Here is a 26297-nt window from a genome sequence, read left to right as displayed (position 1 = left end):
CTCACGCCCGGCCCTCCGTGGGGGCGGGGCCGGGGCCCGCCGGGTGCCCGGTCGCCTCCAGCCGGACGCCGACGCCGCGCACGGTGTGCAGGTAGCGGGGGTTGGAGGCGGTCTCGCCGAGCTTGCGGCGCAGCCAGGAGAGGTGGACGTCGATGGTCTGGTCGCCGCCGTAGGTCTGGCGCCACACCTCGGCCAGGATCTCCTTGCGCGGCACGACCACGCCGGGGCGGGCGGCGAGGAAGGCCAGCAGGTCGAACTCGCGGCGGGTCAGGTCGAGCGCCCGGCCGTCCAGGGTGGCCTCGCGGCGCTGGAGGTCGATGGCGAGCCCGCCGACCCGGAGCACCTGGGTGACCGGGGCCGTCCCGCCGCCGAGGCGGCGCAGTACGGCGGCCATCCGGGCGCTGAGGTGTTCCCCGGAGAAAGGTTTCACCAGATAGTCGTCGGCACCGTCGTTGAGCAGCCGGACGATCTCGGCCTCGTCGTCCCGGGCGGTGGAGATGATCACCGGCACGTTGGTCAGGCCACGGATCATCTTGAGCGCCTCGCTGCCGTCCAGATCGGGCAGGCCGAGATCGAGGATCACCAGGTCGCAGCCGACCTGGGCCACCTCGCGCAACGCCTCAAGTGCCGTGCCCACACTGCGGACCGCGTGACCGGTGTCGGCCAGATGCCGGATGAGGGCGGAGCGTACGAAGGGGTCGTCCTCGACCACGAGCACTGTTGCCATGGGGCTGCACGGTACGCCATCGGCGTGCGGTGGTCTGTACCTCGGGGTGGGTCCGGGAGGGGCCGCCGGACGGCTCCGGACCGATTCGCTCCGTCCCCTGGTGTTTTGTGCAAGTTGCCTGCTGAATAGCAGGGCTGCCCACCTGCGGCGGCCCCGAATACGGCAGGATGTGCGCACGATGCGGAACGGACTGGTACAGCTCGGCGCCTGGGCGGCGGCCACCGGGGCGGCGGTGGCGCTGTCCTGGTTCGGCGTGCACGCGGTGCTGACCGGCGCCGCGTTCGAGCAGCCGACGGCGCTGCCGCTGCCGTCCCCGGCCGCCGGCGGAGCCCGCTCCCCGGTCGCGTCGGCGCCGGTTCCGACGCCGCCCCAGGAGCCGTCCGCGCCCCGGCCGGAGAGCTCCGGCCCGACGCCCGCGCCGGCCTCGGCGACCACCCAGCGCAGTGCGGCGGCGCCCGGCACCCCGCCCGCGTCACGCCGCCCCGCGCCCACCACCGCCACGACGACCGCGGCCGCCGCCCCGACCGCCACGTCCACCGTGCGCAGTTACCCCGTCCCCGGCGGCAAGGTGGCCCTGGACATCCGGCCGGACAACGCCTCGCTGGTCTCCGCCACCCCGGACCCGGGCTGGCAGATGCAGGTCTGGAACGGCCCGCAGTGGATGCGGGTGGACTTCACCAAGGGCGACCAGGCCAACTCGGTCTTCGTCGCCTGGAACGGCCACCCGCCGACGGTGGAGACGGTCGTCCGCTGACCGCCGTCCGCCCGGCGGTCCCCCCGGCCGGTCACCACCGGTCGAAGGGGACGTACCCGGGCAGGTACGGGCCCCGGTAGCGGGAGCGGTCGACCAGGGTGTGCCGGGTGCCGCCGGGCACCCCGATCGCGGCCAGCACCACCACCCCGTACCGGTCGTGCGCCTCGTAGGGCTCGGCGAGCGAGCTGGCGCCCCGGTCCACCGCGTAGTCGTAGGCGTAGTGGACGTCCGGTACGCCTACGGCGAGGTCGAGCACCCCGTCGCCGTGCCGGGCCAGGTGGCCGGCCAGCTCCCGGCCGCGCGGCCCGATCACCTGGACCAGCGAGGTCAGCACGAACCTGGTCCCGGGTGCGCGCAGCACGTAGGAGACGGTCTCCGGCTCACCGGTGTCGGGCCCGGCGTAGGCGGTACAGCGCAGGCCGAGCGCCGTGGCGTAGCGGCGTGCCGCACGCTCCGCGTCGGCGACGGCGAAGACCACCGCGTCGGCGTGCCCCATCGGGACGAGGTCGGGCTCCTCCAGGCCCGCGGTGAACAGCAGGGGTTCGGCGGCGGTGTCGGTCATGACGGCCCTCCCGGTGGGCGTGCGCAACCACGGTCTGCCCCGCGGGCCGGTGTGGGGACCGGCTCACGGGGTTGTGGCTGGAGGGTGGCGCCGGGCCGACCGGCGCGCAACTGTTCCGTTTCCTCCTGGTCAAGGTGTGCGCCGGGGCGGGAGAATCGGCCGCACCGCTGTACAGAATGCCCACCGGAGGACGGAGCCCCGCGATGCCCCCCGCCCACTCCCCGAGTTCCCCGAACTCCACCGGATCGCCCAACTCCACTCCTGGGCAAGCGTCTTCGGCCGCCGCGCCGGGTACCGCCAACGACGCGATCGACGTCCTGGACGGCCGGCTGATCCGGCTGCTGGCGGAGGAGCCGCGGATCGGCGTGCTGGAGTGCTCGCGCCGCCTCCAGGTGGCCCGGGGCACCGTTCAGGCGCGGCTGGACCGGCTCCAGGCCAAGGGGGTGATCGGCGGCTTCGGGCCCGAGGTGGACCCGGCCGCGCTCGGCTACCCGGTGACGGCCTTCGCCACGCTGGAGATCTCCCAGGGCCAGGGCGCCGACGTGCGGGCCCACCTGGCGGCGGTGCCGGAGGTCCTGGAGCTGCACACGATCACCGGGCACGGGGACATGATGGTGCGGATCGTGGCCCGGTCCAACGCCGATCTGCAGCGCGTGATCGACCGGGTGGTGGGGTTCGACGGGATCGTCCGCTCCTCGACGGCCATCGCGCTGGAGAACCCGGTGCCGTACCGGATCCTGCCGCTGGTGGACCAGGCCGCGGCCGAGTAGCCCGTCCGGTCCGGCTCCGCCGGTGCCCGCGGGGGCCTCAGCAGGTGGGGACGGTCCCGCCGCCGCGCAGCGCGTCCAGCGCGGAGATCGACTCGCTCAGCGTGCCCACCGGCACCAGCCGCAGACCGTCGGGAAGGTTGACCTTGGCGTCCGCGCACTCGTCCTTGGGCAGCAGGAACACCGTGGCGCCGTCCCGGGCCGCCGCCTGGGTCTTCAGCGGCACGCCGCCGACCGGGCCGATGACGCCCTGGTCGTCGATGGTGCCGGTCCCCGCGACCGTCAGCCCGCCGGTGAGGTCGCCGCCCTTGCCGTCACCGGCCAGCTTGTCGACGATGCCCAGCGCCAGCATCTGGCCCGCGCTCGGGCCGCCGATGTCACCGAGGTCGACCTTCACCTTCACCTGGGCGGGCGAGAGGTGGAGGTAGGAGAGCGCGGCCGTGGTGGCGCTGTCCTGCGACTCGGTCATCTGCTGGGCCGTCACCTCCTGCGCCTCGGCCGGATCGCCCTGCGGGTAGACCGTCTCGGTCGGACGGACCGCCTCGTCCTGGTCGAACCAGGCCCGCAGCGACCGCCAGAAGGTGGTGCGGTCCCCCGGATTGGTCGCCGAGATGGTCACCATCCGCAGCTCCCCGTCGGTGGTGCGCACCGGCGCTCCGGTGACGGTCAGCACCGGCTTGTCCTGGTAGCTGCCGAGGGTGTCCGCGGTGACCCCCGGCCAGGTGAGCGTGTACGGCAGCGGGACGAAGGCCGCCACGCCGAACAGCGCGGCGACCAGCACCCCGCACAGCGCCAGCGCGCGGGTGCGGGGGGCGGTCAGGGCCTTGGGCAGCTTGGTGTCGGACACAGAGGCATCCAAACACACCCGGCGCTATCGCAGGGCGTCGGCGACCTCGGTCGCCGCCTCCACCACCCGGGGGCCGACCCGCTCGGGGACGAGCCCGTTCAGCATCACCACGCCGACGCTGCCCTCGATCCCGCTCAGCCCGACCAGTGCGGCGGCCGCGCCGCTCGCACCCGACTGCTCCTCCGCACGGGTGATGACGAAACCGGACTCCGGACGGCGCTGGCTGGGGAAGCCGCGCGCCTCCAGGATCGCCCGCCCGGCGGCGCTCTCCCCCAGCGGGTGGCGCAGCCCGGTCCGGTAGGCGACGTGGAAGTCCGTCCAGCTGGGCTCGACCACGGCGACGGCCAGCGCCTCGTTGCCGTCGACCAGGGTGAGGTGGGCGGTGGCGCCGAGGTCCTCGGCCAGGCTGCGCAGGGCCGGCAGCGCCGCCTCGCGCAGCAGCGGGTGCACCCGGTGGGCCAGCCGCAGCACGCCCAGGCCCACCCGGGCCCGGCCGCCGATGTCGCGGCGGACCAGCCCGTGCTGCTCCAGCGTGGCCAGCAGCCGGTAGACGACGGTCCGGTTGACCGCGAGGCGGGCGGCGAGCTCGGTGACGGTTAGCCCGCGTTCCGAGTCGGCGAGGAGTTTGAGGACCCGGACGCCCCGGTCCAGGGTCTGGGAGGTCTCTGCAGTCACGACGCGCATGTCCTTTCCGCGGCGGCCGCCGGAGCGGCGGCGCCGGTCCGGGACTCAGGTGTCGCGCGCAGGTGGGTGGCCGCGCTCGGGCCGCGGTGTGTCGTCCTTGACGTCCTGGCGGTCCTGCAGCGCCCGTCCCGACGGGGGTTACCCGACGGGGGAGCGTGTGGGAAAGGTAGTGAAGGAATTGTCGCGGCGGAAGTGGTTGTCCAAAATTCGGGCATGATCGATTTCGTCACGCATGACGAACCCGGACAAAGACCCACATTTCACAGCTCTGGACTGGGCGCAAGTTCGACCACAGTCCGAAGTTCGGACAGCCCCCGCCGCGCCGGGCGCGGCTCGGAGCAGGTCGCGCCTCAGAGCAGATCGCGGCTCAGAGCAGGTTGCGCAGCACCGTCCAGGCCACCGCGGTGCCCAGCACCACCGCCGTGCCGCCCCGGCCGAGCGTCGGCCGCCAGCTCCGGCCGGCCAGGCCGTGCCGCAGCCAGGTGAGGTAGAGCAGCGCGACCAGCGGCAGCGAGAGCAACAGCGCCGCGTTGTCGTGCCAGGCCGCCGCGAGGTCGCCGTGCAGCAGGTCGTACGTCATCCGGGTGCCGCCGCAGCCGGGGCAGTCCAGTCCGGTGACCTTGTGCCAGGGGCAGAACGGCAGCAGCTGCCCGGGCAGGTGCGGGTCGCGCGACCACAGGTAGGCGCAGCCGGCCAGGCCGCCGCCGAGCACCGCCAGCGGCGGTCCCGCGGTGCGCAGCCGGGCCGGGAGGGGCAGCCGGGCGAGGAACGGCAGCCGGGGGGCGGGGCCGTCGGCCCCGGGCGCGGCGAAGCCGCCCCGGCCGGAGCCGGGGCGGCGCGCCGCGAATGGCCTGGGCAAGATCAGCTGCGCAGCAGACGGCCCTGGGCGTCCGTGCGGTCGTTGCTGGTGAGGAACAGGATGCCGTCGATCAGCGACCAGACACCGAGACCACCGCAGGTCAGCAGCTGGGCGATGCCCATGCCGATGTGGCCGGTGTAGAAGCGGCCGACGCCCAGGCTGCCGAGCAGGATCGTCAGGATGCCGGCGACGACCTTGGACTTGTCGGAGAGCTCGGGCTGGGCGTGGGGCGGGTACGACACGTTCGGTGTGCTCCTTGTGACGGCATGTTCGAGCTCGCGACGGGACGGTCGCTGCCTCGACTGGTGAGGTTGCCGGCCCGGCTCACCGGGGGCTGCGGCCACCGTCCGGACGGGGCGGGGCGCAACCACGACAGTCCCGGAGGCGGCGCGGCACGCGGAACACTAGCCGATCATCACACCGGCTGTCTCCACAGATTCTTCGCGTTCGCCTGACCGTCACATGACCTTCGGGTGTTGCCGGACAATTCGCCGACGTCCGTTACTTCGCCCACTCCCGGATCCGCTCGATCCGGGCCTTCAGCTGATTGACCGTCGCCTGGGCGGTGAGCGGACCGCCGCACTGGCGCCGCAGCTCGTTGTGGATGGTGCCGTGCGGCTGGCTCGTCCGGTGGTGCCAGGCCGCCACCAGCGCGTTCAACTCCTTGCGCAGCTCGCGCAGTTCCTGGTGGGTGACCACCGGCCGCTGCTCGGCCGGCAGCTCCAGCAGGTCGGCCTCCTCGGCGGGCTTGGCCTTGCTGCGCTGGATCTGGCGGTGCTGGCGCTTCTGCAGCAGCATCTGCACCTGGTCCGGCTCCAGCAGGCCCGGGATGCCGAGGTACTCCTCCTCCTCCTCGCTTCCCGGGTGCGCCTGCATGCCGAATTCCATGGCGTTGTACAGCACCCGGTCGAAGACCGCGTCGGAGCCGATCGCCTCGTAGGAGAACTCCTCGCCGCCCGCGCCGTCCGGCCCGTCGTTGGCCCGCTCGGCCTCGGCGAGCAGCCGGTCCTCCTCGTCGAAGAGGCCCTCGCCCTCCTTCTTCGGCCGGTCCAGCACGTGGTCGCGCTGGAGCTCCATCTCGTTGGCGAAGCCCAGCAGCGTCGGGATGGTCGGCAGGAAGACGGACGCGGTCTCGCCGCGCTTGCGGGCCCGCACGAAGCGGCCGACGGCCTGCGCGAAGAACAGCGGGGTGGAGATCGAGGTGGCGTACACCCCGACGGCCAGCCGCGGCACGTCGACGCCCTCGGACACCATCCGGACCGCGACCATCCAGCGCGCGTCGCCCGCCGAGAAGTCGGAGATCCGCTGGGACGCCTCCGCCTCGTCGGAGAGCACCACGGTGGCCTTCTCGCCGCTGATCTCCCGGAGGATCTTGGCGTAGGCGCGGGCGGTGTTCTGGTCGGTGGCGATCACCAGGCCGCCGGCGTCCGGGATCGCCTTGCGGACCTCGCTCAGCCGCCGGTCGGCGGCCTGGAGCACGCTGGGGATCCACTCGCCCTGCGGCGCCAGCGCGGTGCGCCAGGCCTGGGCGATCAGGTCCTTGGTCATCGGCTCGCCGAGCCGCGCCTCCAGCTCGTCGCCGGACTTGGTGCGCCAGCGCATGTTGCCGCTGTAGCTCAGGAAGATCACCGGACGCACGACGTGGTCGGCGAGCGCGTGCCCGTAGCCGTAGGTGTAGTCGGCGACCGACTTGCGGATGCCGTCGGCGCCCGCCTCGTACTGGACGAACGGGATCGGGTTGGTGTCCGAACGGAACGGCGTACCGGTCAGCGCCAGCCGGCGGGAGGCCGGCTCGAAGGCCTCGAAGCAGGCCTCGCCCCAGGACTTCGAGTCACCGGCGTGGTGGATCTCGTCCATGATGACCAGCGTCTTGCGGGCCTCGGTCCGGTTGCGGTGCAGCATCGGGTTGACCCCGACGCCCGCGTAGGTGACCACGATGCCGTGGTACTCGCGGGAGAGCGGGCCCGAGGAGTAGGCCGGATCGAGCTTGATGCCTATCCGGGCGGCGGCCTCGGCCCACTGCTTCTTCAGGTGCTCGGTCGGCGCGACGACGGTGATCTGCTGCACCAGGTGGTTGTGCAGCAGGTAGGAGGCCAGCGTCAGGGCGAAGGTGGTCTTACCGGCGCCCGGGGTCGCGACCGCGAGGAAGTCGCGCGGCTGGTTCTCGATGTACCGGTCCAGCGCACCCTGCTGCCAGGCCCGGAGCTTGCCGGCGGTGCCCCAGGGGGCCCGGCCGGGGAAGGCCGGCGACAGGTGGTGCGAAGCGGCCGACGCGCCTTGGCCTGCGGCCCGGGCGGGCGCGTACGGCTCCTGCGCGTCGGAGAAGAGGGGCATCGAGGAGGCGGCGGCAGTACTCACGGTCTCCGAGGGGGATCATCGCAGGTCAGAGGCCGTTTAGCGGCCCCCGGCCGCGGTCGGGCGGCAATCGGACAACCGGTCCAGCGTACCGGTCCGGCGCCGTTCGAGCGGCCAGGCTCGACCTCCGGTACGCCCGGACGGCCGGAAACCGATGTGACCCGGATCACGGAAATCACCCACCGGAACCGCGTAAGCGCGACCGCCCCGCCCGACTCTCTCCAGTGAGGCCGCCCCACCCTCCACAGCCGCCACCCCGGCCTCATGCCACCGCGAAGACCTCACTCCCCCAGAAAGGGCGCGCCGTGCACGCCACCGTCGAAGAGACCGTCCAGGCCCGTCTGATCCTGTCCGCCCACCGGTCGGTCCGGCTGCGGGTCGCCCTCGGCTACCGCCGGGAGGACCCGCTCGCCGTCCGGATGGGCTTCCCCGCCGAGTTCTCGCTGGACGAACCGGGCGACGGCGCCGGGCCGGGCTCCGGCCGGGACGCCGGCCCGGACATCGAGTGGGTCTTCGCCCGGCAGCTGCTGTCGGCCGGCCTGGAGCTGGCCGCCGGCGACGGCGATGTCCACGTCCGGCCCGCCCCCGGTCGGCGCACCATGGTCGAGCTGCGCGCGGCCGAGGGCACCGCGCTGGTCCGGTTCGACACCGCCGACCTGCGGCGCTTCCTCTGGCACAGCCGGCTGGTCGTCCCCGAGGGCGAGGAGCACCGCCACCTGGACGCCGACCGCGCCCTCGCCGAGCTCCTGGGCTGACCGGCGCCGGCGGGGGCGGTGGCGCGCCCGCCGGCGCCCGCCCGGGGCCGAGGCCCGGGCGGGCGCCCCGGCGGGCCGGGAGCGGAGCGGTTCAGGAGGAGAGCCGGCGCATCAGCCGGACGCCCTGCGCCGCCGTCAGGTGCGGCAGGTAGGCCTTCCCTATCGCCCGGGTGATGCTGGGCAGCGCCGCCGGATCGGGGTACGCCATGTACAGCGGCCGGTACTCCGGCTGGAACTTCGCCTTGAAGGCCAGCAGGGAGCGGAACCCGTAGACCGGCTCCAGGACCCGGCCCATCCAGTCCAGCGTGCGCTGCAGCCCGGTGGGCGGCGCGTCCTGCCCGGAGCGGGCCAGGGGCGCGCCGGAGAGCGAGACGAAGCGCGCGCCCTCCTCCTTGAAGCCGAGCGCGGCCGAGGCGATCAGGAACTCCGTGACCCCCCGGAAGCCGTCCGAGCGGCGGCGCATGAAGTCCAGCGTCCAGCCGACCGGCACCCCGTCCTCGTAGACCGGCATCCAGCTGGTCAGCCCGTGCACGACGCGGTCGCCGTCGACGGCGACCAGCAGCCGGACCGCCGGGTCGTCCAGCTCCTCCAGGCCGCCGAGGGTGAAGCCCATCTCGGGCAGGCCCTTCTCGGAGACCCACTCCTCCGAGATCGAGCGGATCTGGTCGCGCAGGGCGAGCGGCGCGTCGTGGTAGGCCCACCACTCGGCGGTGATGCCCTGCTTGCCCGCCTTGTTGAGGGCGGTCCGGATGTCCTGCCACTTGCGGCCGGTGAAGGCCAGTCCGGGCAGGGCGACCACGGTGTCCTCCGCCACCTGGAGCGAGCGCCAGCCGAGCTGCCCGGCGGCGTCGCTGGTCTCCGGGGTGACGCTGTAGAAGCAGGGCGTCCAGCCGCGGGTGTCGCAGTACCGGGCGAAGCCGGCCACCGCCCGGCGTCGGGCCTCCGGCTCGCCGAACGGGTCGCCGGTGGTCAGCGCCACGGTGGAGAGCACCCGGTAGGCGACGGCGGCCCGGCCCTCCTCGTCGAACCAGTAGTGGTTGCCGTCCCAGGTGGTGATGAAGGACAGCGTGCCGCCGCCGTGCGCGGTGAGCAGCGCGCGGGCGCGGGCGGCGTCCTCGGCGTCGGCGTGCACCACCGGGCGGCGGAAGGCGACCAGCAGGGCGGTCAGCGCGACCACCCAGAACGCCAGGCCGCAGTACGTCTCCAGGAGGCGGGCCGGCGGGCCGACCGCTATCGGGTAGTCGGGCAGCAGGTCGTTGTAGGCGGGCGGCAGGAACTGCGCCGGCAGTCCGGCGACCAGGCCGCCCACCCCGGCCCGGGGGTCGAACTCGCCGGCCACCAGCCAGCCGAACCCCACGTACGCGGCCGCCGCGGCCAGCGCCGCCCCGCCGGTGACCAGGGCGAGCCGGCGCAGCACCGCGGCCGGCAGCCGCAGCCCGAACCGGTGCCGGGTGGCCAGCAGCAGGCCGGTGGTGAGCAGCGGCAGCAACAGCGCCTCGACGAAGTACTGCACCACGTCGCCGGCGCCGGTGCCGGTGCCGGCGAACAGCCAGAGCAGCAGCGCCGCCCAGAGCAGTTCGGTGGCGACGGTGATCCGCCAGGCCAGCCGCAGGCCGCGGCGCAGGCCCTCGGCGAGGACCAGCAGCAGGGCCGGGAAGAGCGCGGCCATCAGCCGCGCCGGGGTGTCGAATATCCGCTCGACGGCGTGCGCGCGGGCGCAGTCGTGGGCGGACATCGCGCAGAAGTCGGCGACCTCGTCCGGGGAGAGCCGGTGCGAGAAGTACAGCTCGGAGAAGGTGTTGAAGGGCCCCGCCGCGTTGTCGTACAGCGAGGCGACCAGCGGCCCGAGGGCGGCGGCCACCAGGCAGAGCGCGACCAGCACCCGGGTCTCGGTGTGCGAGGAGCGGTGCGGGCGCAGCTGCCATCGGCGCCGGGCGAGCAGCGCGCCGATGCCGAGGCCGAGCAGCGCGCCGGCGCTGCGCTGGACGCTCTGCAGGTGGCCGACGTACAGCGTCATCACCAGCGGGACGAGCACCACCAGCAGGTGCAGCCGGCGGCGCCAGAGCACGGTGAGCCGGTAGCCGAGCACGCCGGCCAGCGCGAACAGGCCGACGACCGGGCCGGTCGCGGTCTGGTCGGCGACGGCGAGGGTCCACTGCTCGCCGGCCCGTGCGCCGAGGGCGACCAGTCCGGTGCCGAGCAGGGTGCCCAGCACCTGCCCGCCGACCAGCACCAGGAGGGTCCGGCGCCGGCCGAGCCGGCTCTCGGCGGCCGGGCCGACCAGGAGCAGCAGCAGGCTGGTGAAGACGTACGAGCCCGCGCTGGAGCACCAGAGCAGCGAGGTGAACGGCGTCCACCAGCGGCCCTCGCCGAGGGTGGGCAGGCCGACGCCGATCTGGGCCAGCAGGCCCCGGGAGGGGCCGCCGGCCAGGCTGCCGGTGGCGGCGCCGACCGTCCAGAGCAGGCCGAGCAGCGCCAGGGTCAGCGGCGCGGCGCGCAGCCGGTCGGCGATCCCGGTGACGGCCTGCCGCCCGGGCTGGGGGGCCGGCTCGGGGGCGGTCGCCACCGGTACCGGCCCGGGGCCGTGGTCGTGCGCGCGTTCACGCTCGCGCTCGCGTTCGCGGGCGGCGACGACCGCCGGAGCCGCGCTGAGCCGGATCACCGGATCAATCCCGTCTGTTGGGCCAGCCACGGCAGTTGGTCGACGATTCCGGGCCGGAACACCACCCAGCCGTGCCCACCCGGCATCAGATCGAACCTCGCCTTCATCCCGGCGTCGAGCGCCGCCTGGTAGACCTTCTCCTGCTGCGGGCGGAACTCGCCGTCGGTGCGGCCGACGACGATCGCCGCCGCCGTGTCCGGGAACCGCTTGCGCCGCATCACCTGCAGCGGGTCGATCGCGTCGAACTTGTCGTGGTCACCGCCGAAGGCGGCGGCGACGGTCTGCTCCCGGGTACCCAGGGTGGGTTCCTCCTGCCCGGACATGTCGAGGAACGAGCCGTAGACGTCGGGGGCGTTGACGGCCATCTGGAGCGCGCAGGTGCCGCCCATCGAGGCGCCGCCGATGGACCAGGAGCCCCGGCCCTTGGCGGCCTGGAGGTGCTGGTGCACCCAGTTCGGCACGTCCTCGGCCAGGTAGGTCTGCACGTTGCCGAGCTTGGAGTCCATGCAGAGCGTGTTGTTCCAGATCGACCCGAGCTGGTCGGGCATCACCACGATCGGGGCCAGGCCGTCGTGCTCGGCGGCGAAGGCGTCCAGCGCCTCGTTCACCTGGCCGCCGAGCACCCAGTCGCCCGGGTTGCCGGGCTGGCCGGTGACCAGGACCACCACCGGCAGCAGCGGGCGCGGGCTGGCCTGGTAGGCGGGCGGCAGGTAGATGTACGCGTCGCGGGCCTTGAAGCCGGACTTGCCGCCCGGTATCGGCTCGATCGAGACGGTGCCCTTGGCGGGCAGCCCGGGCGGCGCCTGCCAGACGTCGGCGAGCACCTTGCCGGGGGGCGGGCTCACCGTCCGGGCGTCGAAGCCGGTGGTGAGGCCCTGGGTCTTGGAGAGCCAGGGCGCGAGCATGACCCGGCCGCTGGGGTACTGGCCGAACCCGCGGTTGACCTGGGAGGAGGCCATCAGCAGCACCAGCGCTCCGGCGGCGACCGCCAGCAGCTTGCCGCGCCGGCCGAGCCGGGGCATCCGGAAGCCGGCCAGGCAGAGTCCGAGGAGCGCGACGGCGATCCACCAGGTGACGTAGCGGGGCAGGCCCTCCGGGAAGGGGTGCCACCAGTCGTCCACGACGACGTCCAGCACCAGGCTGAGCGCGGCGGCGCTGAACAGCGCGGCGGGCAGCCGGCGGTTCCACCAGCTCCGGCCGCGGGCCAGCGCGAGCAGGAGCAGCGAGCCCCAGCCGGCGACGAGCACGGCGAGCGGGATCGGGCCGTGCGTCAGCGGCCAGTCGATCGGGTTCCATTGGACGGCGAGCGTGGCGGTGGTCATGTACGTGTCCCCGGCCGGGTGGTGTCGGCCAGGAATCCGTAGGCGACCACGTTTCCCTGGTAGCCGTGTTCCTCGCTGTACCCGCCGCCGCACGTGATCACCCGGAGCTGGGCGTCGGCGGCCTGGCGGTACACCCGGTCGTCCGGGAAGTCCTTTCGGTCGTGCACTTCGATGGCGTAGAGCTGGTAGACGGCGGTCGCGCCGTCCTCGCGGGCGATCTCGATCCGGTCGCCGCGGTGCAGCGCGCCCAGATGATAGAAGACGGCGGGCCCGCTCTGGTTGTCGACGTGCCCCGCGAGGATCGCGGTGCCGCGCTGACCGGGGGTGGCGCCGCCGCGGTACCAGCCGGCGAGGTTGCGGTCGGCCGCCGGGGGCGTCTGGAGGCGGCCGTCGCCGTCCAGTCCGAGTCCGGTGACGGGGGCGTCGAGCTTGACGGCGGGGATCCTGATCCGGGTCGGGGCGGAGGGGCCGAGCGGGGGGACGACGGAGACCGGGGCGAAGCCGGAGAGGGACTGTCCCGCACCGGGGGCCGGAGGCAGTGCGGCGTGGCCCCCGTCGTTCAGCAGCCAGGCCCCGAGGACGATCGCGGCGCCGACCGCCAGGGTACCCGGCCACGGGCTCCTGCTCTGCTGGGCGCCCACCCGGCGCTCCCCTCTGCTGACAGCTCGATCGTTCCTGAGAGTTTCCTGGGAACAATTCAACCGGATTGGACCTTAAGGCACGTCCATACGATGGTCCTATCGACACCCCCCGATCGGCAGGGCTACCGGCCCGATCCGTGCTCCGGGTAGGGGGGCGAACACGGGGAGAGACCGGATCCCGCCGGACGGACCACTCCCGAGTCCACCTGCATGACCATCGACAATCTCGGACACCTGTCCGGTTGCACCAATCGGGCGATCAGTTGCGACCGTTCGTGGTGGATCACCGACCGATCGTGTCCGCATGCCATGCTGACCCCGTTCACAGGCCTATCACCGCACTTGTCCGACCGGGCGCCTCCGGTCCGCCGCACGCCCCACGAACGGAGTGACCATGGACGCTCTCTCCCGCCGCACCCTACTGGCCGCCGGAGCCGCGACCGCAGCCGCCCTCACGGCCGGCTGCGGCACCAAGGGCGGCGCCGGCGGAGCGCAGGCGGCGACCCCGGAACCGGCCCCGGCCAGCCCCGCGGCGGACCACGCCGGCCCGGGCTCCGCGCCCCCGAAGGCCCCCGTCACGCTGATCGGCGACGGCTCCACCTCGGACACCGGTGCGCAGCCGAACCAGCCCGCCGTCGAGCCGCTGAAGCTCGGCGAGCGCCCGCCGCAGTTCGTGGTCTTCTCCTGGGACGGCGCCGGCGAACTGGACAACGGCCTGTTCCGCCGGTTCCGCCGGCTGGCGCAGGAGCACAACGCGTCGATGACCTTCTTCCTGAGCGGCCTCTACCTGCTGCCCGAGGCCAAGAAGGACCTCTACCGTCCGCCGCAGCACAAGGTCGGCGCCTCCGACATCGGCTACCTGTCGGACCAGCACATCCACGACACCCTGGAGAACCTGCACGCGGCCTGGCTGGAGGGGCACGAGATCGGCACCCACTTCAACGGGCACTTCTGCGGCGCCACCGGCGTCGGGCAGTGGTCGCCGCAGGAGTGGGACAGCGAGATCCAGCAGGCGATGGACTTCGTCACCAACTGGAAGACCACCACCGGCTTCACCGACCTGCCGGCGCTGCCCTTCGACTACCGCAAGGAGCTGATCGGCAGCCGCACCCCGTGCCTGGAGGGCCAGCGCAACCTGCTGCCGACCGCCGTCAAGCGCGGCTGGCGCTACGACAGCAGCGGCAACGGGACGCAGGTCTGGCCGCAGAAGATCCAGGGCGGGGCGCTCTGGGACCTCCCGCTGCAGTCCATCCCCTTCCCCGGGCACACCTTCCAGGTGCTGTCGATGGACTACAACATCATGTTCAACCAGTCCGGCAGCAACACCAAGGCCGACCCCTCGCTGCACGCCACGTACCAGACCCAGGCCAGGGACTCCTACCTGATGGGCTTCGAGCGCGCCTACAACGGCAACCGGGCGCCGTTCGTCATCGGCAACCACTTCGAGCAGTGGAACGGCGGCATCTACATGAACGCCGTCGAGGACGCGCTCAAGGAGATCGCCGGCAAGCCCGGGGTGCGGCTGGTCTCGTTCCGCCAGCTGGTCGACTGGCTGGACGCCCAGGACCCGGCGGTGCTCCGCAAGCTGCAGGGCCTCGCCGTCGGCCAGGCGCCGACCGGCGGCTGGGAGACCTTCCTCGGCTCCCCCGCGCCGGCCGGTGCCGCCGCCGGCTGACGCTACGCCGTCTTCCGGACCCGGCCGCCGAGCAGCGCGCCCACCAGCGCCACGCCCGTCATGGTCAGGAAGATCACGGTGAACGCGCCGACCGAACCGGAGCCCTCGGCGCCCCCGCGGGCGGCGGCCACCGAGCCGCCGCCCAGCGCCGAGAAGAGCACCCCGGACAGCCCCACCAGCAGGACGTTGCCGAGCGCGTCGCTCATCTGCAGCGAGGCGGAGTTGGCCCCGGCGTCCTCGGGCGTCGACAGCTTCATCATCAGCACGCTGACACTCGCCACCGTCAGCCCCATCCCGATCCCGCCGACACCCCAGGCCGCCGCCGCCACCCAGGCCGGCACCGCCGGAACCAGCACCAGCGCCGCCCCCGCGATCGCCACCGCCGTCAGCAGGAAGCCCCAGCGGATCATCGCCTCCCGGTACGGCTCCGCGCCCGGCCGGCCCTGCAGCCAGGAGCCGAGCGCCCAGGAGAGACCGCCGCTGGTCAGGGTCAGACCGGCCAGCGTCGGCGACAGGCCGCGCTGGGTCACCATCATCAGCGGGATGAACGCCTCCGCCGCGAAGAACGCCCCGGCGGCCACGCCGCGCAGCAGGATCACCGTCGGCAGCCCGCGCGCGGCCCGCAACGTCCCGGTCGGCAGCAGCCCCAGGACGGCGGGCACCAGCAGCGCCACCCCCGCGAACGCCGGGAGCAGCCCGATCAGGTCCAACCGCTGGCCGGCGTACTGCAGCAGACCGGCGCCCAGGGCCGCCATCGCGGCCATCCTGCTCCGGCGGCGGTCGAACTCCGCGCCCTTCAGCACCGGCTGCTCGCGCTCGGAGCGGCGCAGCGCCGGCCCCATCACCGCGAGCGGCAGCAGGATCAGCACCGGGACGGCGAGGAACACCCAGCGCCAGCCCAGGTGGTCGGTGACGGCGCCGGAGACCACCGGGCCGACGATCGAGGGCAGCACCCAGGCCGAGGAGAAGGCCGCGAACACCGACGGCCGCAGCCGCTCCGGGTAGGCCCGGCCGACCACCACGTACAGCGCGACGATCACCAGCCCGCCGCCCAGGCCCTGGATCGCCCGGCCGGCCACGAAGACCCACATGCCGGGCGCCGCCCCGGCCACCACCAGACCGGCCCCGAACACCGCGATGCCGGTGAACAGGGGTCGCAGCGGACCCCGCCGGTCGCACCACTGGCCGGAGACCACCAGGGCGAACAGCGTCGTGGTGAAGTACCCGGAGAAGGCGAAGGCGTACAGCGGGAGCCCGTCCAGCTGGCGGGCCGCCACCGGCATCGCGGTGTTGACGGCGGTCGCCTCGAAGGCGAGCAGCAGGACCACCGAGACGATCCCCAGGGTCAGCGCCCGGTAGCGGCCGGTGAGCACGCCGCCACCGGGGTCGGTCTCGTCGGGGGGTGTCGGGCCGGAGTCGACCGAGGTGGCGGAGGCTGTGGTCATGGGTCATATCGTAAGGCCCGTAGGGCACCATGACCCCTGACCGGTGGACCGGTTCCGCGTGGTCCGCAGGGCCTGGGACCGGGGCCCCGGCCCGTGGGGCGACCCGCTCAGTGCAGCACCTTGAGTCCCACCACGCCGGAGACGATCAGCAGCAGGCAGCCGATCCGCGCCGCGGTGACCGCGTCCCCCAGGACGGCCATGCCGTAGAGCGCCGTACCGACCGCGCCGATGCCGACCCAGACCGCGTAGCCGGTGCCGATCGGGATGGAGCGCATCGCGTACGCCAGACCGCCCATGCTGAGCGCCAGCGCGACGGCGAAGACCACGGTGGGGACGAGCCGGGAGAAGCCCTTGGACGAGTCCAGGGCCACCGCCCAGACGGTCTCCAGGACACCGGAGACGATGAGAACGAGCCATGCCATGACGAGGGACCTCCGCAGTCAGCAGCGGCCGGGTTGCCGCTGTGCTGCGCCGTCTTGTCGTCACCGGGTACGACGCGCTCGTCCGGAGTGGCCGGAGTCCGGCCACCTGCTTTCGACGGTAGCACGACCCGCCACACAGAATTTACACAAGGACATTGACGGGCCGCCCGCCATTCCGCCAAGATGAATTCACCAACACGGCGAACGACGACAGGAGTCGGCAATGAACAGGAAGACGGTGGCCCTTCTCGCGCCCCGCGCCTGTGCCGCGGCTCCCCGGTGTTGTCGCGCCTGTCGCTGTTGCCGCCACGCCTGAGCGCATCTGCGAAACAGCTCCTCCCACGGCCGTGTGCCCGAGTGGTTTAGGGAACCGCCTGCAAAGCGGTTTACACGGGTTCGATTCCCGTCATGGCCTCCACCGAAATGAATGCGCCGGTCCGCGAAGAATTCGCGGACCGGCTGTTCGGCGTTCTCCCGGCCGGATATTCCGGGCCCCCGGAGTACCGCCGGGAATTCACCCCGGGGGCGGGGCGGGTGCCCCGCCCCGCGGTCAGCCGGCGACGGCGTCCTCGGGCCGGATCGGCAGCCGCCCGACGGGCAGGCCGGTCGCGGCCCGGACGGCGGCGGCCACGGCGGCCGGGGCGACCACCGCGGGGGCCGCGCTGACCGCCTTGGCACCGAAGGTGGCGACCACGTCGCGCTCCTCGACCAGGGCGGCGATGCGGACCTCCGGGGTGTCCAGGGCGGTCGGCAGCCGGTAGCCGGTGAGCGAGGGGTTCAGCAGCAGGCCGCCCTCGGTGCGCAGGTCCTCCAGCAGCGCCAGCCCCACGCCCTGGGCCACGCCCGCCTCGATCCGGTCCTCGATCTGACGCGGGTTGAGCGCCCGGCCGACGTCCTGGGCCACCGTCACGTCCACCACCCGGACCGCGCCCAGCTCGATGTCCACGTCCACCACCGCGCGCATCGCGCAGAACGCGATGGAGACGAAGGCGTCACCGTGCCCGGCCTCGTCCAGCGGCTCGGTCGGGTGCGGGCGGCACTGCGCGGTCGCCCAGAGCTCCTTGCCCTCCAGCGCCTCGGCGACCGGCATACCGAGCACGCCGTCGTAGGAGGTGATCTTTCCGTCGGAGATCTGCAGCAGCTCGACCGACATCCCGAAGTCGGCGGCGATCGGCTGGAGCAACTGGTGGCGGACCATCAGCGCGGCCCGCTCGACCGCGCCGCCGGAGACCCAGGTGTGCCGACCCCGGGCGGCGGGCCCGGCGATCGACTGGTCGCTGTCGGCCGGTGCGATGTAGACCTCGTTGATCCCCAGCACCGACTGCACGATCTGCCGCGCCAAAGTGGCGAAGCCCTGCCCGGAGTCGACGGCGGCGCAGATCACCGTGGCGTGGTCGCCGCTGACCCGCACCGTCGCGGTGGAGACCTCGTCCTCGCCCTCGGCGCCCAGCATGTGCACCATGCCGACCGCGTAGCCGATGCCGCGGCGCACCGCCGCCGGGTCGCCGGCTCCGCCGGGCCCGCCCGGCAGCAGCCACTCGGCGTCCGGGTCGTCCACCGGCAGCGGGGGCAGCGGCTCCTCGGCGACCGCGTCCAGCAGCGCGGCCACCGGCGCGGGGCAGGTGACGGCCTGTCCGGTGGGCATCGGGTCTCCGGTCGCCATCGCGTTGCGCCGGCGGATCTCCACCGGGTCCACGCCGACCCGGGCCGCCAGCTGGTCCAGCTGCGACTCGTAGGCGAAGCAGGCCTGCAGGGCGCCCTCGCCGCGCATCCGGCCGGCCGGCGGGTTGTTGGTGCGCACCGCCCAGGCGTCCACGAAGACGTTCGGGCAGACGTAGGGCCCGACCGAGAAGGCGGTGGCGGCGGCCAGCGCCTCGGCCGAGACGTCCGCGTAGGCGCCGCCGTCCAGCAGGATCTGCGCCTCCACCTTGACCAGCTTGCCCTCGGCGTCGGCGTGGTGGCGGTAGCGCAGCAGCGCCGGGTGGCGGGAGGTGTGGGTGTGGAACGACTCCTCGCGGGTGAGGGTCATCTTCACCGGGCGGCCGGTGCGCAGCGCCAGCAGCGCCAGGGTCACCTGGAAGGAGAGGTCCTCGCGGTCCGAGGTGGCGCCGGGCACGCCGGTGACCACCAGTCGGACCCGGTCCGGCTCCAGGCCGAGGCAGGCGGCGGTGCGGTCGCGGTCGCCGTGCGGGTCGGTGGACGACAGGTGCAGTTCGACGCCGCCGTCCGGGCGCGGCACGGCCAGACCGGCCTCCGCGCCGAGCGGCGCCGGGTCCTGGCGGCCGACCTGGTAGAGACCCTCGACGATGACCTCGCCGGCCGCGTCCGGGTCCCCGGTGCGCAGCGGCAGGTGCCGGAAGAGGTTGCCGTCCGGGTGCAGCGGGCCGGCGGTGAAGGCCTGCTCGGGATCGGTCACCGCCTCCAGCGGCTCGTACTCGACGGTGATCAGACCGACCGCCAGCCGGGCGGTGTCCGGGTGGTCGGCGGCGACCGCGGCGACCGGCTCGCCGTGGTGGCGCACCACACCGGCGGCCAGCACCGGCCGGTCCGCGACGATCGGCCCGGCCGGGGCGCCGTCGGGGGTGCCGTCCGGCCCGGGCGGCAGGTCGGCGGAGGTGACCACCGCGTGCACGCCCGGCAGCGCGAGCGCGGCCGAGGTGTCGATGCCCCTGATCCGGGCGTGCGGGTGCGGGGAGCGCAGCACCGCGCCCCAGAGCAGGCCCTCGGCCCAGAGGTCGGCGGCGTACGGGTAGATGCCGAGCGCCTTCGGCAGGGCGTCGCTGCGCAGCGGGGAGCTGCCCAGCCCGAACGGCTCCCGTGCGCCGCCCTCGTCGCCGTCCTGCTGGGGTGCTGCGCCGATGTCGGTAGGCGACGTCATGATGCGTGGTCGTCCTCGGGGAGCCGGATGCCGTGGGCGGGGGTGGCACCGTACGGGACGCCGGCGGGGGCGACGCCCTCGACCGGGACCCCGTGCGGGGGCGTGTGCGCGTACGGCGTGCCGTGGGCGGGCGTGCCGTCGTACCCGGCCCCGTTCGGGGCCGTGCCGTCGAACCCGCCGCCGGGGGCCGGGATGCCGTGCGCCGGGGTCTGCTCGTAGACCGGGCCGTCGTACGGGGAGGCGTCGTAGCCGGACTGCTGCGGGTAGCCCCCGTCCGGGTAGCCGCCGGGCAGGTAGCCACCGGGTGCGGGGGCGCCCTGGTAGGGCTGCTGCTCGGGGTAGCCCTGCGGCGGGTAGTAGCCCTGCCCCTCGCCGGCCGCCTGGGCGGGGATGCCGGTGACGGGGGTGAGCACCGCGGTGTCGTACACGCCGGTGTCGTAGCCGCCGTGGCCCTCGGGGGCGCCGTAGGGCACGCCCGGGCCCGCCCCGCCGGTGGCCGGGGCCTCCTCGACGGGCGGCTGCGGGGCGTGCGGTTGCGAGCCGTGCGACTGCGGGACGTGCTCGATCCAGGCGTCGGCGTCGGTGTAGACCGGCAGGTCGGCGGCCCGGGCGGCCGGCTCGGGCGCCGGTGCCCCGCCCGCGGGGGCGTCGCCGGCGGGCGCGGCCGCCCCGGCGGCCGCCGCGTGGGCCTCCTCCGCCTCCTCGGCCTCCAGGGCGCGGGCGTCGGCGACGGACTGCACCGCGGCCAGCACGCCCCGGTAGCCGGTGCAGCGGCAGAGGTTGCCGCAGAGCGCCTGGCGGGCCTCGACCTCGGTGGGCCGGTGGTTGCGCTGGAGCAGGTCGTGCACGGCCATCGCCATGCCGGGCGTGCAGTAGCCGCACTGCACCGCGCCGGACTCGGCCAGCGCCTGCTGGACCTCGCTGGCGCCGCCGCCGGCCGAGAGGCCCTCGACGGTGTTGATCTCGCTGTCCGCGGCCAGCGCGGCGGGCACCAGGCAGCCGGCCACCAGCTGGCCGTCCACCTGGACCGAGCAGGCGCCGCACTCGCCCTGCTCGCAGCCGTCCTTGGCGCCGGCCAGCCCGAGCCGCTCGCGCAGCACGTACAGCAGGCTCTCGCCGATCCAGGCGTCGGTGACGGGCCGTTCGAAACCGTTGACCCGCAGGGTGTACGAGGCGCAGGGGCGCAGCTCGCGGCTGACCTGCGGCGCGTGGTCGAACGGGCCGGCGTCGAGGGTTCCGATGGGGTCAGTGGTCACTTCAGCGCCCTTCCCAGTGCCCGGCGGGCCAGCACCGATACGGTACGCCGCAGCCGAACGGCGGCCGCGCTCGGCCCCTCGGTCACGGCCTCCCAGGCGCCCTCGGCGCCGTAGCTGTCGGGTACGCACGCGGCGGCCACGTACTCGCCGAAGGCGGCCGTCGCGGTGGGGTCGATCTCGCGGCTGCCGTCCCAGTCGATGCAGCCGGCCACCCAGGCCTCGGCCTCCAGCGGGCGCAGCGGCACCGGGGCGACGGCTCCGACGGCGCAGCGTACGGCGCGCCGGGCGGGGTCGAGGACGAGCGCGACGGAGGCGGTGGCGCGGGCCGGGCCGCTGCGGCCGGTGGCCTTGAGGAAGACCTGCGGGGCGTGCAGCAGCGGGACGCGCACCCAGGTGAGCAGCTCACCGGGGCGCAGCGGGTCGAGGCCGGTGAGCAGGTGGCTGACCGGGACCTCGCGGGTGGCGCCGGCCCGGGCGAGGGTCGCGGTGGCCTCCAGCGCGGCCAGCACCGGGAGGGTGTCGCCGGCCGGCGCGGCGGTGACGATGTTGCCGCCGAGGGTGCCGACGTTGCGCACCTGCGGGGGGCCCGCGGTCCGGGCCGCGTCGGCCAGGGCGGGGATGAGGGCCGCGAAGTCGGGGCGGTCCATCCGGGCGTGGGTGAGCCCGGCGCCGAGCACGGCGGTGCCGCCGTCCTCGTAGCGCCAGCCGCGCAGCTCGGTGATCCGGCCGAGGCCGATCAGGGCCGCGGGGCGCAACCGCCCGGCGTTGACGGCCTCCATCAGGTCGGTGGCGCCGGCCACCGGCACCGCGGCCGGGGTGGCGGCCAGCGCGTCGACGGCCTCGTCGAGGGAGGCCGGCAGCATGATCGTCCGGTTCACCTGGGTCCCACCGTGCTCCACTTGCTCATCGATCGCCTGCCGCCCGCGGCCCTCGGCCGGGGTGTCCGCGTCGGCAGCCCGGCCTGGCCCGTAGGGTACGGGCGATCGGGCCGGGTTGGGCAACTCTGGCACACAATGCTCGATGATCATTTCGGGGCGGGCGAACGGAACTGCCCGATTGGGACGCATACCGGGCGGTATCTGCTCCGGCCCGAAACCGGACCGGAGCAGATGTTCATCTGTTCTTGACGTCGGATGACCACTCAAAAGTTCCCGGTCGCCATGGAGCCCGGTGGCCGATCGTGGTCAGACCGCCGGCGGCGCACCCTCGATCGGACGGCCGGCCACCCCGGGCCGGCGCTGCCAGGGGTGCGGCCCGTCGACCGGGCGGTACTCGACGCCGAGCGCGTCCAGCACGGCCCGGTGCGACTCCATCCGCCGCTCGAAGCCCGCGTAGTCGCGCTCGGCCGGGTCGGCGGGCAGCGCGGACCAGGCCACCTCCGAGAAGGCCGCGAGCCGGGGGAAGGCCCGGTAGTCGACGTCCCGGGCGCTGTCCATGAACTCGCTCCACAGGTTGGCCTGGGTGCCGATCACCCGGCGGGCCGCGGCTTCGTCGAGCTGCGCCGGCACCGGCTCGAAGCGGTACACGTCCTCCAGGGTGCGGACGAAGCCGACCGGGACCGGCTCGTCCTCGCCCGGGGCCTGCCGGTGGTCCAGGTACACGTGCTGCTCGGGGCACATCACCACGTCGTGCCCGGCCTGCGCGGCGGCGATCCCGCCCCCGTAGCCGCGCCAGGAGGAGACCGCCGCACCGGGTGCCAGCCCGCCCTCCAGGATCTCGTCCCAGCCGATCAGCCGGCGCCCGCGCTCGGCCAGCCAGCGGTCGAAGTGCCGGATCACCCAGCTCTGCAGCTCGTCCTCGTTGCTCAGCCCGAGCTCCTGGATCCGCTCCTGGGCCGCGGCACTGTCCTTCCACTGCTCCTTCGGGCACTCGTCGCCGCCCAGGTGGACGAACTCCGACGGGAAGAGCTCCAGGACCTCCTCCAGCACCCCCTCGAAGAAGCGGACGGTGGCCTCGGAGGGGTTGAGCACGTTGTGACTCACGCCCCAGTCCGTCCACACCCCGAGGGCGGCGGTGTCCACCACGTCGGTGTTGCCCAGTTCGGGGTAGGCGGAGATCGCGGCCTGGGAGTGACCCGGAAGGTCGATCTCCGGGACGACGGTGATCGCCCGTTCGGCGGCGTACGCGACGATCTCGCGCAGGTCGTCCTGGGTGTAGAAGCCGCCGTGCGGGCGGTCGTCGCGGCGCTGGGCGGAGCGGTAGCCGACCATCGAGCGCTCGCGCCAGGAGGCCAGCTCGGTGAGCTTCGGGTAGCGCTTGATCTCCACCCGCCAGCCCTGGTCGTCGGTCAGGTGCAGGTGGAGCACGTTGAGCTTGTGCGCGGAGAGCTGGTCGATGAAGCGCAGCACGTCGGACTTGGGCAGGAAGTGGCGGGCGACGTCCAGCAGCGCGCCGCGCCAGCCGAAGCGGGGGGCGTCCTCGATGTCGACGCCGGGCAGCACCCAGCCGGTGTCGCGCAGCGGCGCCCGGCGGTAGGCGTCCGGGCCGAGCAGGCGGCGCAGGGTCTGCGCGCCCCAGAGCGCGCCGGCCGGGCCGCCGGCGGTGACCACGGCGCGGCCGGGGCGCACCGAGAGCCGGTACGCCTCACCGGCCAGCGCCGCGTCGTGGACCAGTTCGATGCCCTCGCCGGGCCGCCCGGGACCGAGCGGCAGTCCGGTGGCGGCGGTCAGCGCGGTGCGCAGCCACCGCTCGGCCCCGGACAGCTCCGGCGGCGCGGTCAGGGTGGTGGAGCGGTCGAGGGGGAAGTCCTGGTCCTGGAGGCGGACGGAACTCAAGGGGGCGGGAATGAGGTCCATTCCGCCATCCTGCCCCCGGCCCGGTCAATTGGCATAGACCACTCTGCACAATGCCGCACAGTGCAAAACGGCACCGTGCAGAACGGCGCAGTGCAGAACAGCGCTGTGCGGAACGGTGCCGTGTGCGGACGGGTCGGCGCCGTCCCGGACCGGGCGACCCGGCCGGGCCGGGCGGCCGGGCTACTTGTCGTCGCCGCCCTTGCCGTCCTGGGGCTTGCCGATGCCGTCGTAGATCTCCTTGCACATCGGGCAGACCGGGTACTTCTTCGGGTCGCGCCCGGGCACCCAGACCTTGCCGCAGAGCGCCACCACGGGAGACCCGGAGAGCGCACTCTCCATGATCTTGTCCTTCTGGACGTAGTGCGCGAAGCGCTCGTGGTCGCCGTCCCCGTGGGACACCTGGGGGACGGGCTCGACCAGGGTGCCGGTGCCGAGGCCGCGCTCGGGCTCAAGAGTGCTCATAGGTGCCAAGTCTATGGGCGCCCCGGGAAACCGGGCCAGTGTCGCGCCGGCGGCCGCGCCCGCGGGGCCGCCGCGGGCGGCGCGGACCGGCCCGCCGGCCGGCCCTCGGGTCAGTTCAGCGTGGGGTCGTCCGGGTACGTCGCGAGCAGCGCCAACGGGCCGCGCTGGCGGCGCAGCACGGCGCGCCACAGCCGCTCCGGCTCGGGGCTGGAGATGTCCCCCGGCTCGCAGTCGACCAGGTACCAGGCCCCGGTGCCCAGCTCCGCCTCCAGCTGCCCCGGCGACCAGCCCGCGTACCCGGCGAAGATCCGCAGGCCGCCGAGCTCACCGGCCAGCACCTCGGGCGGCGCCTCCAGGTCCACCAGGCCGATCGCCCCGTGCACCCGGCGCCAGCCGAGCGGCTCCACGGTCTCCGGCTCCCCCGGCGCCACCGCCAGGCCGAGCGCGGAGTCCAGCGCCACCGGCCCGCCCTGGAACACCACGGCGGGGTGCCCGACGAGACCGCCCCAGCCGTCCAGCACGCTGCCCACCTCGACCGGCGTCGGCCGGTTGAGGACCACACCGAGCGCCCCCTCGGCGTCGTGGTCGAGGAGGAGCACCACCGCCCGGGCGAAGTTCGGATCGGTGAGCACGGGCGTAGCGACGAGCAATCGGCCGGTGTGCGACCGGCCTCCGTGCGTATGGGCCGCCGTCATGTCTCACATGATCCCGCAGAACCACCGGGGCCGGACACCTCGACGCGAAGCCGGCCGGCGAGGGGCCGCCACCCGCCGCGGACGGCGGCGCGAACACCCGTACGGACGCACCGGCGGGCGCGACACCCCCGGACGGGAGCACCATCACGGGAGAGGCAGACGGGAACCACCGATACGCCTACTACCATCTACTGATGGTGGACGCCCTTATGCGGTGCCGACTCGGTCACGCCGGGGGCCCGAGCGCGCCCGTACGACCGGTCCACCGCCCGGCTCCCACCCGGAGCCGCACCCACTCCTCTGGCACCCCGGATTGCGAGAACGATGACCGACGACGTCCTGCTGGTCCACGGCGGAAACCCGCTCGAAGGCGAGATCCGCGTCCGCGGTGCGAAGAACCTGGTCCCCAAGGCCATGGTCGCCGCCCTCCTCGGGCAGGGCCCCAGCAGACTGCGCAACGTCCCGGACATCCGCGACGTCAAGGTGGTCCGCGGCCTGCTCCAGCTGCACGGGGTCACCGTGCGCACCGGTGACGAGGACGGCGAGCTGATCCTCGACCCCTCCCACGTGGAGAGCGCCAACGTCGCCGACATCGACGCGCACGCCGGCTCCTCGCGCATCCCGATCCTCTTCTGCGGCCCGCTGCTGCACCGCCTCGGCCACGCCTTCATCCCCGGCCTCGGCGGCTGCGACATCGGCGGCCGCCCGGTCGACTTCCACTTCGAGGTGCTGCGCCAGTTCGGCGCCAGCATCGAGAAGCACCCGCAGGGCACCTACCTGGTGGCCCCGCAGCGCCTGCGCGGCACCCGGATCGAGCTGCCCTACCCCTCGGTCGGCGCGACCGAGCAGGTGCTGCTCACCGCCGTCCTCTGCGAGGGCGTCACCGAGCTGCGCAACGCGGCCGTGGAGCCCGAGATCGTCGACCTCATCTGCGTGCTGCAGAAGATGGGCGCGATCATCACCATGGGCACCGACCGGACGATCCTGATCACCGGTGTGGACGAGCTCTCCGGCTACAACCACCGCGCCCTGCCGGACCGCCTGGAGTCCGCCTCCTGGGCCTGCGCGGCGCTGGCCACCAAGGGCGACATCTACGTCCGCGGCGCCCGCCAGCTGGAGATGATGACCTTCCTCAACACCTTCCGTAAGGTCGGTGGCGCCTTCGAGGTGGACGACGAGGGCATCCGGTTCTGGCACCCGGGCGGCGAGCTCAAGGCGATCGCCCTGGAGACCGACGTGCACCCCGGCTTCCAGACCGACTGGCAGCAGCCGCTGGTCGTCGCGCTGACCCAGGCGACCGGCCTGTCCATCGTGCACGAGACGGTGTACGAGTCGCGGCTGGGCTTCACCGGGGCGCTGAACCAGATGGGCGCGCACATCCAGCTCTACCGCGAGTGCCTGGGCGCCACCCCGTGCCGCTTCGGCGCCCGCAACTTCCTGCACTCCGCGGTCGTCTCCGGCCCGTCCAAGCTGATGGGCTCCGAGCTGGTCATCCCGGACCTGCGCGGCGGCTTCTCGTACCTGATCGCGGCGCTGGCGGCCGAGGGCACCTCGACCGTCCACGGCATCGACCTGATCAACCGCGGCTACGAGAACTTCATGGAGAAGCTGCGCGACCTGGGCGCCCACGTCGAGCTGCCCAACGAGCGGCTGGTCACCGCCTGACCCGGCGGCCGGGTTCCCTTCGGGGAGCCCGGCCGCACGGCGAGAGGCCGGGCTCCCCCAGATCGGAAT

22 protein-coding genes, 1 tRNA gene, 1 pseudogene and 1 riboswitch are annotated in these 26297 nt (G+C 73.9%); of the genes and pseudogenes, 6 read left to right on the top strand and 18 right to left on the bottom strand.

All coding sequences use genetic code 11. The features are described 5' to 3' along the window. Position 1: 1 nt before the first annotated feature. Positions 2–727: a response regulator transcription factor gene (locus ABZ495_RS22880; protein WP_329487858.1), complete on the bottom strand. Its 726-nt coding sequence runs from the start codon at positions 725–727 to the stop codon at positions 2–4. A 178-nt stretch (positions 728–905) separates the two neighbouring features. On the opposite strand from ABZ495_RS22880, the gene ABZ495_RS22875 reads away from it, so the two are divergent. Further along, positions 906–1481, top strand: a complete 576-nt coding sequence (locus ABZ495_RS22875; protein ID WP_359804908.1) for a hypothetical protein — start codon at positions 906–908, stop codon at positions 1479–1481. Positions 1482–1512: 31 nt separating this feature from the next. Here ABZ495_RS22875 and ABZ495_RS22870 read toward each other — a convergent pair whose 3' ends face one another. Further along, on the bottom strand, positions 1513–2043 hold the full coding sequence (locus tag ABZ495_RS22870) for a VOC family protein (protein WP_329487860.1): 531 nt from the start codon (positions 2041–2043) through the stop codon (positions 1513–1515). A 203-nt stretch (positions 2044–2246) separates the two neighbouring features. On the opposite strand from ABZ495_RS22870, the gene ABZ495_RS22865 reads away from it, so the two are divergent. Continuing rightward, complete coding sequence (locus ABZ495_RS22865) at positions 2247–2813, top strand: Lrp/AsnC family transcriptional regulator (RefSeq protein ID WP_359804906.1); 567 nt, start codon at positions 2247–2249, stop codon at positions 2811–2813. A gap of 37 nt (positions 2814–2850) precedes the next feature. Here ABZ495_RS22865 and ABZ495_RS22860 read toward each other — a convergent pair whose 3' ends face one another. The 5 genes from ABZ495_RS22860 to ABZ495_RS22840 all read right to left on the bottom strand — a co-directional run bounded on the left by ABZ495_RS22860 (position 2851) and on the right by ABZ495_RS22840 (position 7534). After that, positions 2851–3657, bottom strand: a complete 807-nt coding sequence (locus ABZ495_RS22860; RefSeq protein WP_359804904.1) for a S16 family serine protease — start codon at positions 3655–3657, stop codon at positions 2851–2853. A gap of 24 nt (positions 3658–3681) precedes the next feature. Then, positions 3682–4332: a helix-turn-helix domain-containing protein gene (locus tag ABZ495_RS22855; protein WP_329487863.1), complete on the bottom strand. Its 651-nt coding sequence runs from the start codon at positions 4330–4332 to the stop codon at positions 3682–3684. A 376-nt stretch (positions 4333–4708) separates the two neighbouring features. Continuing rightward, positions 4709–5200: a DUF2752 domain-containing protein gene (locus ABZ495_RS22850; protein ID WP_359804902.1), complete on the bottom strand. Its 492-nt coding sequence runs from the start codon at positions 5198–5200 to the stop codon at positions 4709–4711. A 2-nt stretch (positions 5201–5202) separates the two neighbouring features. Further along, a complete protein-coding gene (locus tag ABZ495_RS22845; RefSeq protein WP_329487865.1) occupies positions 5203–5442 on the bottom strand; it encodes a TM2 domain-containing protein in 240 nt (79 codons plus the stop codon). 259 nt (positions 5443–5701) lie between these two features. Next, on the bottom strand, positions 5702–7534 hold the full coding sequence (locus ABZ495_RS22840) for a DEAD/DEAH box helicase (RefSeq protein WP_359837801.1): 1833 nt from the start codon (positions 7532–7534) through the stop codon (positions 5702–5704). Positions 7535–7860: 326 nt separating this feature from the next. Between ABZ495_RS22840 and ABZ495_RS22835 the strand changes: the two genes are divergently transcribed. Beyond that, positions 7861–8310: an SsgA family sporulation/cell division regulator gene (locus tag ABZ495_RS22835; RefSeq protein WP_329487866.1), complete on the top strand. Its 450-nt coding sequence runs from the start codon at positions 7861–7863 to the stop codon at positions 8308–8310. 91 nt (positions 8311–8401) lie between these two features. Here ABZ495_RS22835 and ABZ495_RS22830 read toward each other — a convergent pair whose 3' ends face one another. The 3 genes from ABZ495_RS22830 to ABZ495_RS22820 are packed head-to-tail and all read right to left on the bottom strand — an operon-like array spanning position 8402 to position 12935. After that, the gene (locus ABZ495_RS22830) at positions 8402–10972 is read right to left on the bottom strand and encodes a DUF2156 domain-containing protein (RefSeq protein WP_359837747.1); all 2571 of its coding nucleotides are present in this window, start codon (positions 10970–10972) and stop codon (positions 8402–8404) included. Beyond that, entirely contained in the window at positions 10969–12294 is a 1326-nt protein-coding gene (locus tag ABZ495_RS22825) for an alpha/beta hydrolase-fold protein (RefSeq protein WP_359837745.1), read from the bottom strand. Before ABZ495_RS22825 ends, ABZ495_RS22830 begins: the two co-directional genes overlap by 4 nt. Further along, a complete protein-coding gene (locus ABZ495_RS22820) occupies positions 12291–12935 on the bottom strand; it encodes a class F sortase (RefSeq protein ID WP_329487869.1) in 645 nt (214 codons plus the stop codon). Before ABZ495_RS22820 ends, ABZ495_RS22825 begins: the two co-directional genes overlap by 4 nt. Positions 12936–13329: 394 nt before the next feature. Between ABZ495_RS22820 and ABZ495_RS22815 the strand changes: the two genes are divergently transcribed. Then, on the top strand, positions 13330–14610 hold the full coding sequence (locus ABZ495_RS22815; protein WP_359837742.1) for a hypothetical protein: 1281 nt from the start codon (positions 13330–13332) through the stop codon (positions 14608–14610). A gap of 2 nt (positions 14611–14612) precedes the next feature. On the opposite strand, the gene ABZ495_RS22810 is transcribed toward ABZ495_RS22815, so the two are convergent. Together ABZ495_RS22810 and ABZ495_RS22805 are read right to left on the bottom strand one after the other, a co-directional pair. Further along, positions 14613–16055, bottom strand: a complete 1443-nt coding sequence (locus ABZ495_RS22810) for an MFS transporter (protein WP_359837739.1) — start codon at positions 16053–16055, stop codon at positions 14613–14615. A gap of 107 nt (positions 16056–16162) precedes the next feature. Continuing rightward, positions 16163–16477, bottom strand: coding sequence for an SMR family transporter (locus ABZ495_RS22805; protein ID WP_329487872.1), 315 nt, complete (start codon positions 16475–16477; stop codon positions 16163–16165). 43 nt (positions 16478–16520) lie between these two features. After that, a riboswitch (guanidine-III (ykkC-III) riboswitch) is annotated at positions 16521–16586 on the bottom strand. 234 nt (positions 16587–16820) lie between these two features. On the opposite strand from ABZ495_RS22805, the gene ABZ495_RS22800 reads away from it, so the two are divergent. Next, a tRNA-Cys gene (locus ABZ495_RS22800) sits at positions 16821–16895 on the top strand. Positions 16896–17027: 132 nt separating this feature from the next. On the opposite strand, the gene ABZ495_RS22795 is transcribed toward ABZ495_RS22800, so the two are convergent. The 6 genes and pseudogenes from ABZ495_RS22795 to ABZ495_RS22770 form a co-directional block, all read right to left on the bottom strand. Continuing rightward, complete coding sequence (locus ABZ495_RS22795; RefSeq protein WP_329487873.1) at positions 17028–19355, bottom strand: xanthine dehydrogenase family protein molybdopterin-binding subunit; 2328 nt, start codon at positions 19353–19355, stop codon at positions 17028–17030. A gap of 728 nt (positions 19356–20083) precedes the next feature. After that, positions 20084–20530: pseudogene (locus ABZ495_RS22790) on the bottom strand ((2Fe-2S)-binding protein); the annotation flags it as partial. A gap of 77 nt (positions 20531–20607) precedes the next feature. Further along, a complete protein-coding gene (locus ABZ495_RS22785) occupies positions 20608–21474 on the bottom strand; it encodes an FAD binding domain-containing protein (RefSeq protein ID WP_329492115.1) in 867 nt (288 codons plus the stop codon). 321 nt (positions 21475–21795) lie between these two features. Further along, the gene (locus ABZ495_RS22780; RefSeq protein WP_329487874.1) at positions 21796–23406 is read right to left on the bottom strand and encodes a beta-N-acetylhexosaminidase; all 1611 of its coding nucleotides are present in this window, start codon (positions 23404–23406) and stop codon (positions 21796–21798) included. Between the two features lie 180 nt (positions 23407–23586). Further along, positions 23587–23868, bottom strand: a complete 282-nt coding sequence (locus ABZ495_RS22775; protein WP_329487875.1) for a DUF3039 domain-containing protein — start codon at positions 23866–23868, stop codon at positions 23587–23589. A gap of 110 nt (positions 23869–23978) precedes the next feature. Beyond that, entirely contained in the window at positions 23979–24563 is a 585-nt protein-coding gene (locus ABZ495_RS22770) for a YqgE/AlgH family protein (protein WP_329487876.1), read from the bottom strand. A 324-nt stretch (positions 24564–24887) separates the two neighbouring features. On the opposite strand from ABZ495_RS22770, the gene murA reads away from it, so the two are divergent. Then, positions 24888–26228: a UDP-N-acetylglucosamine 1-carboxyvinyltransferase gene (gene murA, locus ABZ495_RS22765; protein WP_329487877.1), complete on the top strand. Its 1341-nt coding sequence runs from the start codon at positions 24888–24890 to the stop codon at positions 26226–26228. Positions 26229–26297: the final 69 nt, after the last annotated feature.

It is taken from the genome of Kitasatospora sp. NPDC005748, from assembly GCF_040630735.1.
Classification (GTDB): domain Bacteria; phylum Actinomycetota; class Actinomycetes; order Streptomycetales; family Streptomycetaceae; genus Kitasatospora.
The sequence above is the reverse complement of the archived record's forward strand: the minus strand, read 5'-3'. Positions and strand labels throughout refer to the sequence as shown.

What these genes read in the sequence shown, in the direction of transcription:
- ABZ495_RS22780 (WP_329487874.1), bottom strand. Translation starts at nt 23,406, where the DNA reads ATGGACCTCATTCCCGCCCCCTTGAGTTCCGTCCGCCTCCAGGACCAG.
- ABZ495_RS22825 (WP_359837745.1), bottom strand. Translation starts at nt 12,294, where the DNA reads ATGACCACCGCCACGCTCGCCGTCCAATGGAACCCGATCGACTGGCCG.
- ABZ495_RS22870 (WP_329487860.1), bottom strand. Translation starts at nt 2,043, where the DNA reads ATGACCGACACCGCCGCCGAACCCCTGCTGTTCACCGCGGGCCTGGAG.
- ABZ495_RS22865 (WP_359804906.1), top strand. Translation starts at nt 2,247, where the DNA reads ATGCCCCCCGCCCACTCCCCGAGTTCCCCGAACTCCACCGGATCGCCC.
- ABZ495_RS22815 (WP_359837742.1), top strand. Translation starts at nt 13,330, where the DNA reads ATGGACGCTCTCTCCCGCCGCACCCTACTGGCCGCCGGAGCCGCGACC.
- ABZ495_RS22810 (WP_359837739.1), bottom strand. Translation starts at nt 16,055, where the DNA reads ATGACCACAGCCTCCGCCACCTCGGTCGACTCCGGCCCGACACCCCCC.
- ABZ495_RS22795 (WP_329487873.1), bottom strand. Translation starts at nt 19,355, where the DNA reads ATGACGTCGCCTACCGACATCGGCGCAGCACCCCAGCAGGACGGCGAC.
- ABZ495_RS22840 (WP_359837801.1), bottom strand. Translation starts at nt 7,534, where the DNA reads ATGCCCCTCTTCTCCGACGCGCAGGAGCCGTACGCGCCCGCCCGGGCC.
- ABZ495_RS22875 (WP_359804908.1), top strand. Translation starts at nt 906, where the DNA reads ATGCGGAACGGACTGGTACAGCTCGGCGCCTGGGCGGCGGCCACCGGG.
- ABZ495_RS22770 (WP_329487876.1), bottom strand. Translation starts at nt 24,563, where the DNA reads ATGACGGCGGCCCATACGCACGGAGGCCGGTCGCACACCGGCCGATTG.
- ABZ495_RS22775 (WP_329487875.1), bottom strand. Translation starts at nt 23,868, where the DNA reads ATGAGCACTCTTGAGCCCGAGCGCGGCCTCGGCACCGGCACCCTGGTC.
- ABZ495_RS22880 (WP_329487858.1), bottom strand. Translation starts at nt 727, where the DNA reads ATGGCAACAGTGCTCGTGGTCGAGGACGACCCCTTCGTACGCTCCGCC.
- ABZ495_RS22785 (WP_329492115.1), bottom strand. Translation starts at nt 21,474, where the DNA reads ATGCTGCCGGCCTCCCTCGACGAGGCCGTCGACGCGCTGGCCGCCACC.
- ABZ495_RS22805 (WP_329487872.1), bottom strand. Translation starts at nt 16,477, where the DNA reads ATGGCATGGCTCGTTCTCATCGTCTCCGGTGTCCTGGAGACCGTCTGG.
- murA (WP_329487877.1), top strand. Translation starts at nt 24,888, where the DNA reads ATGACCGACGACGTCCTGCTGGTCCACGGCGGAAACCCGCTCGAAGGC.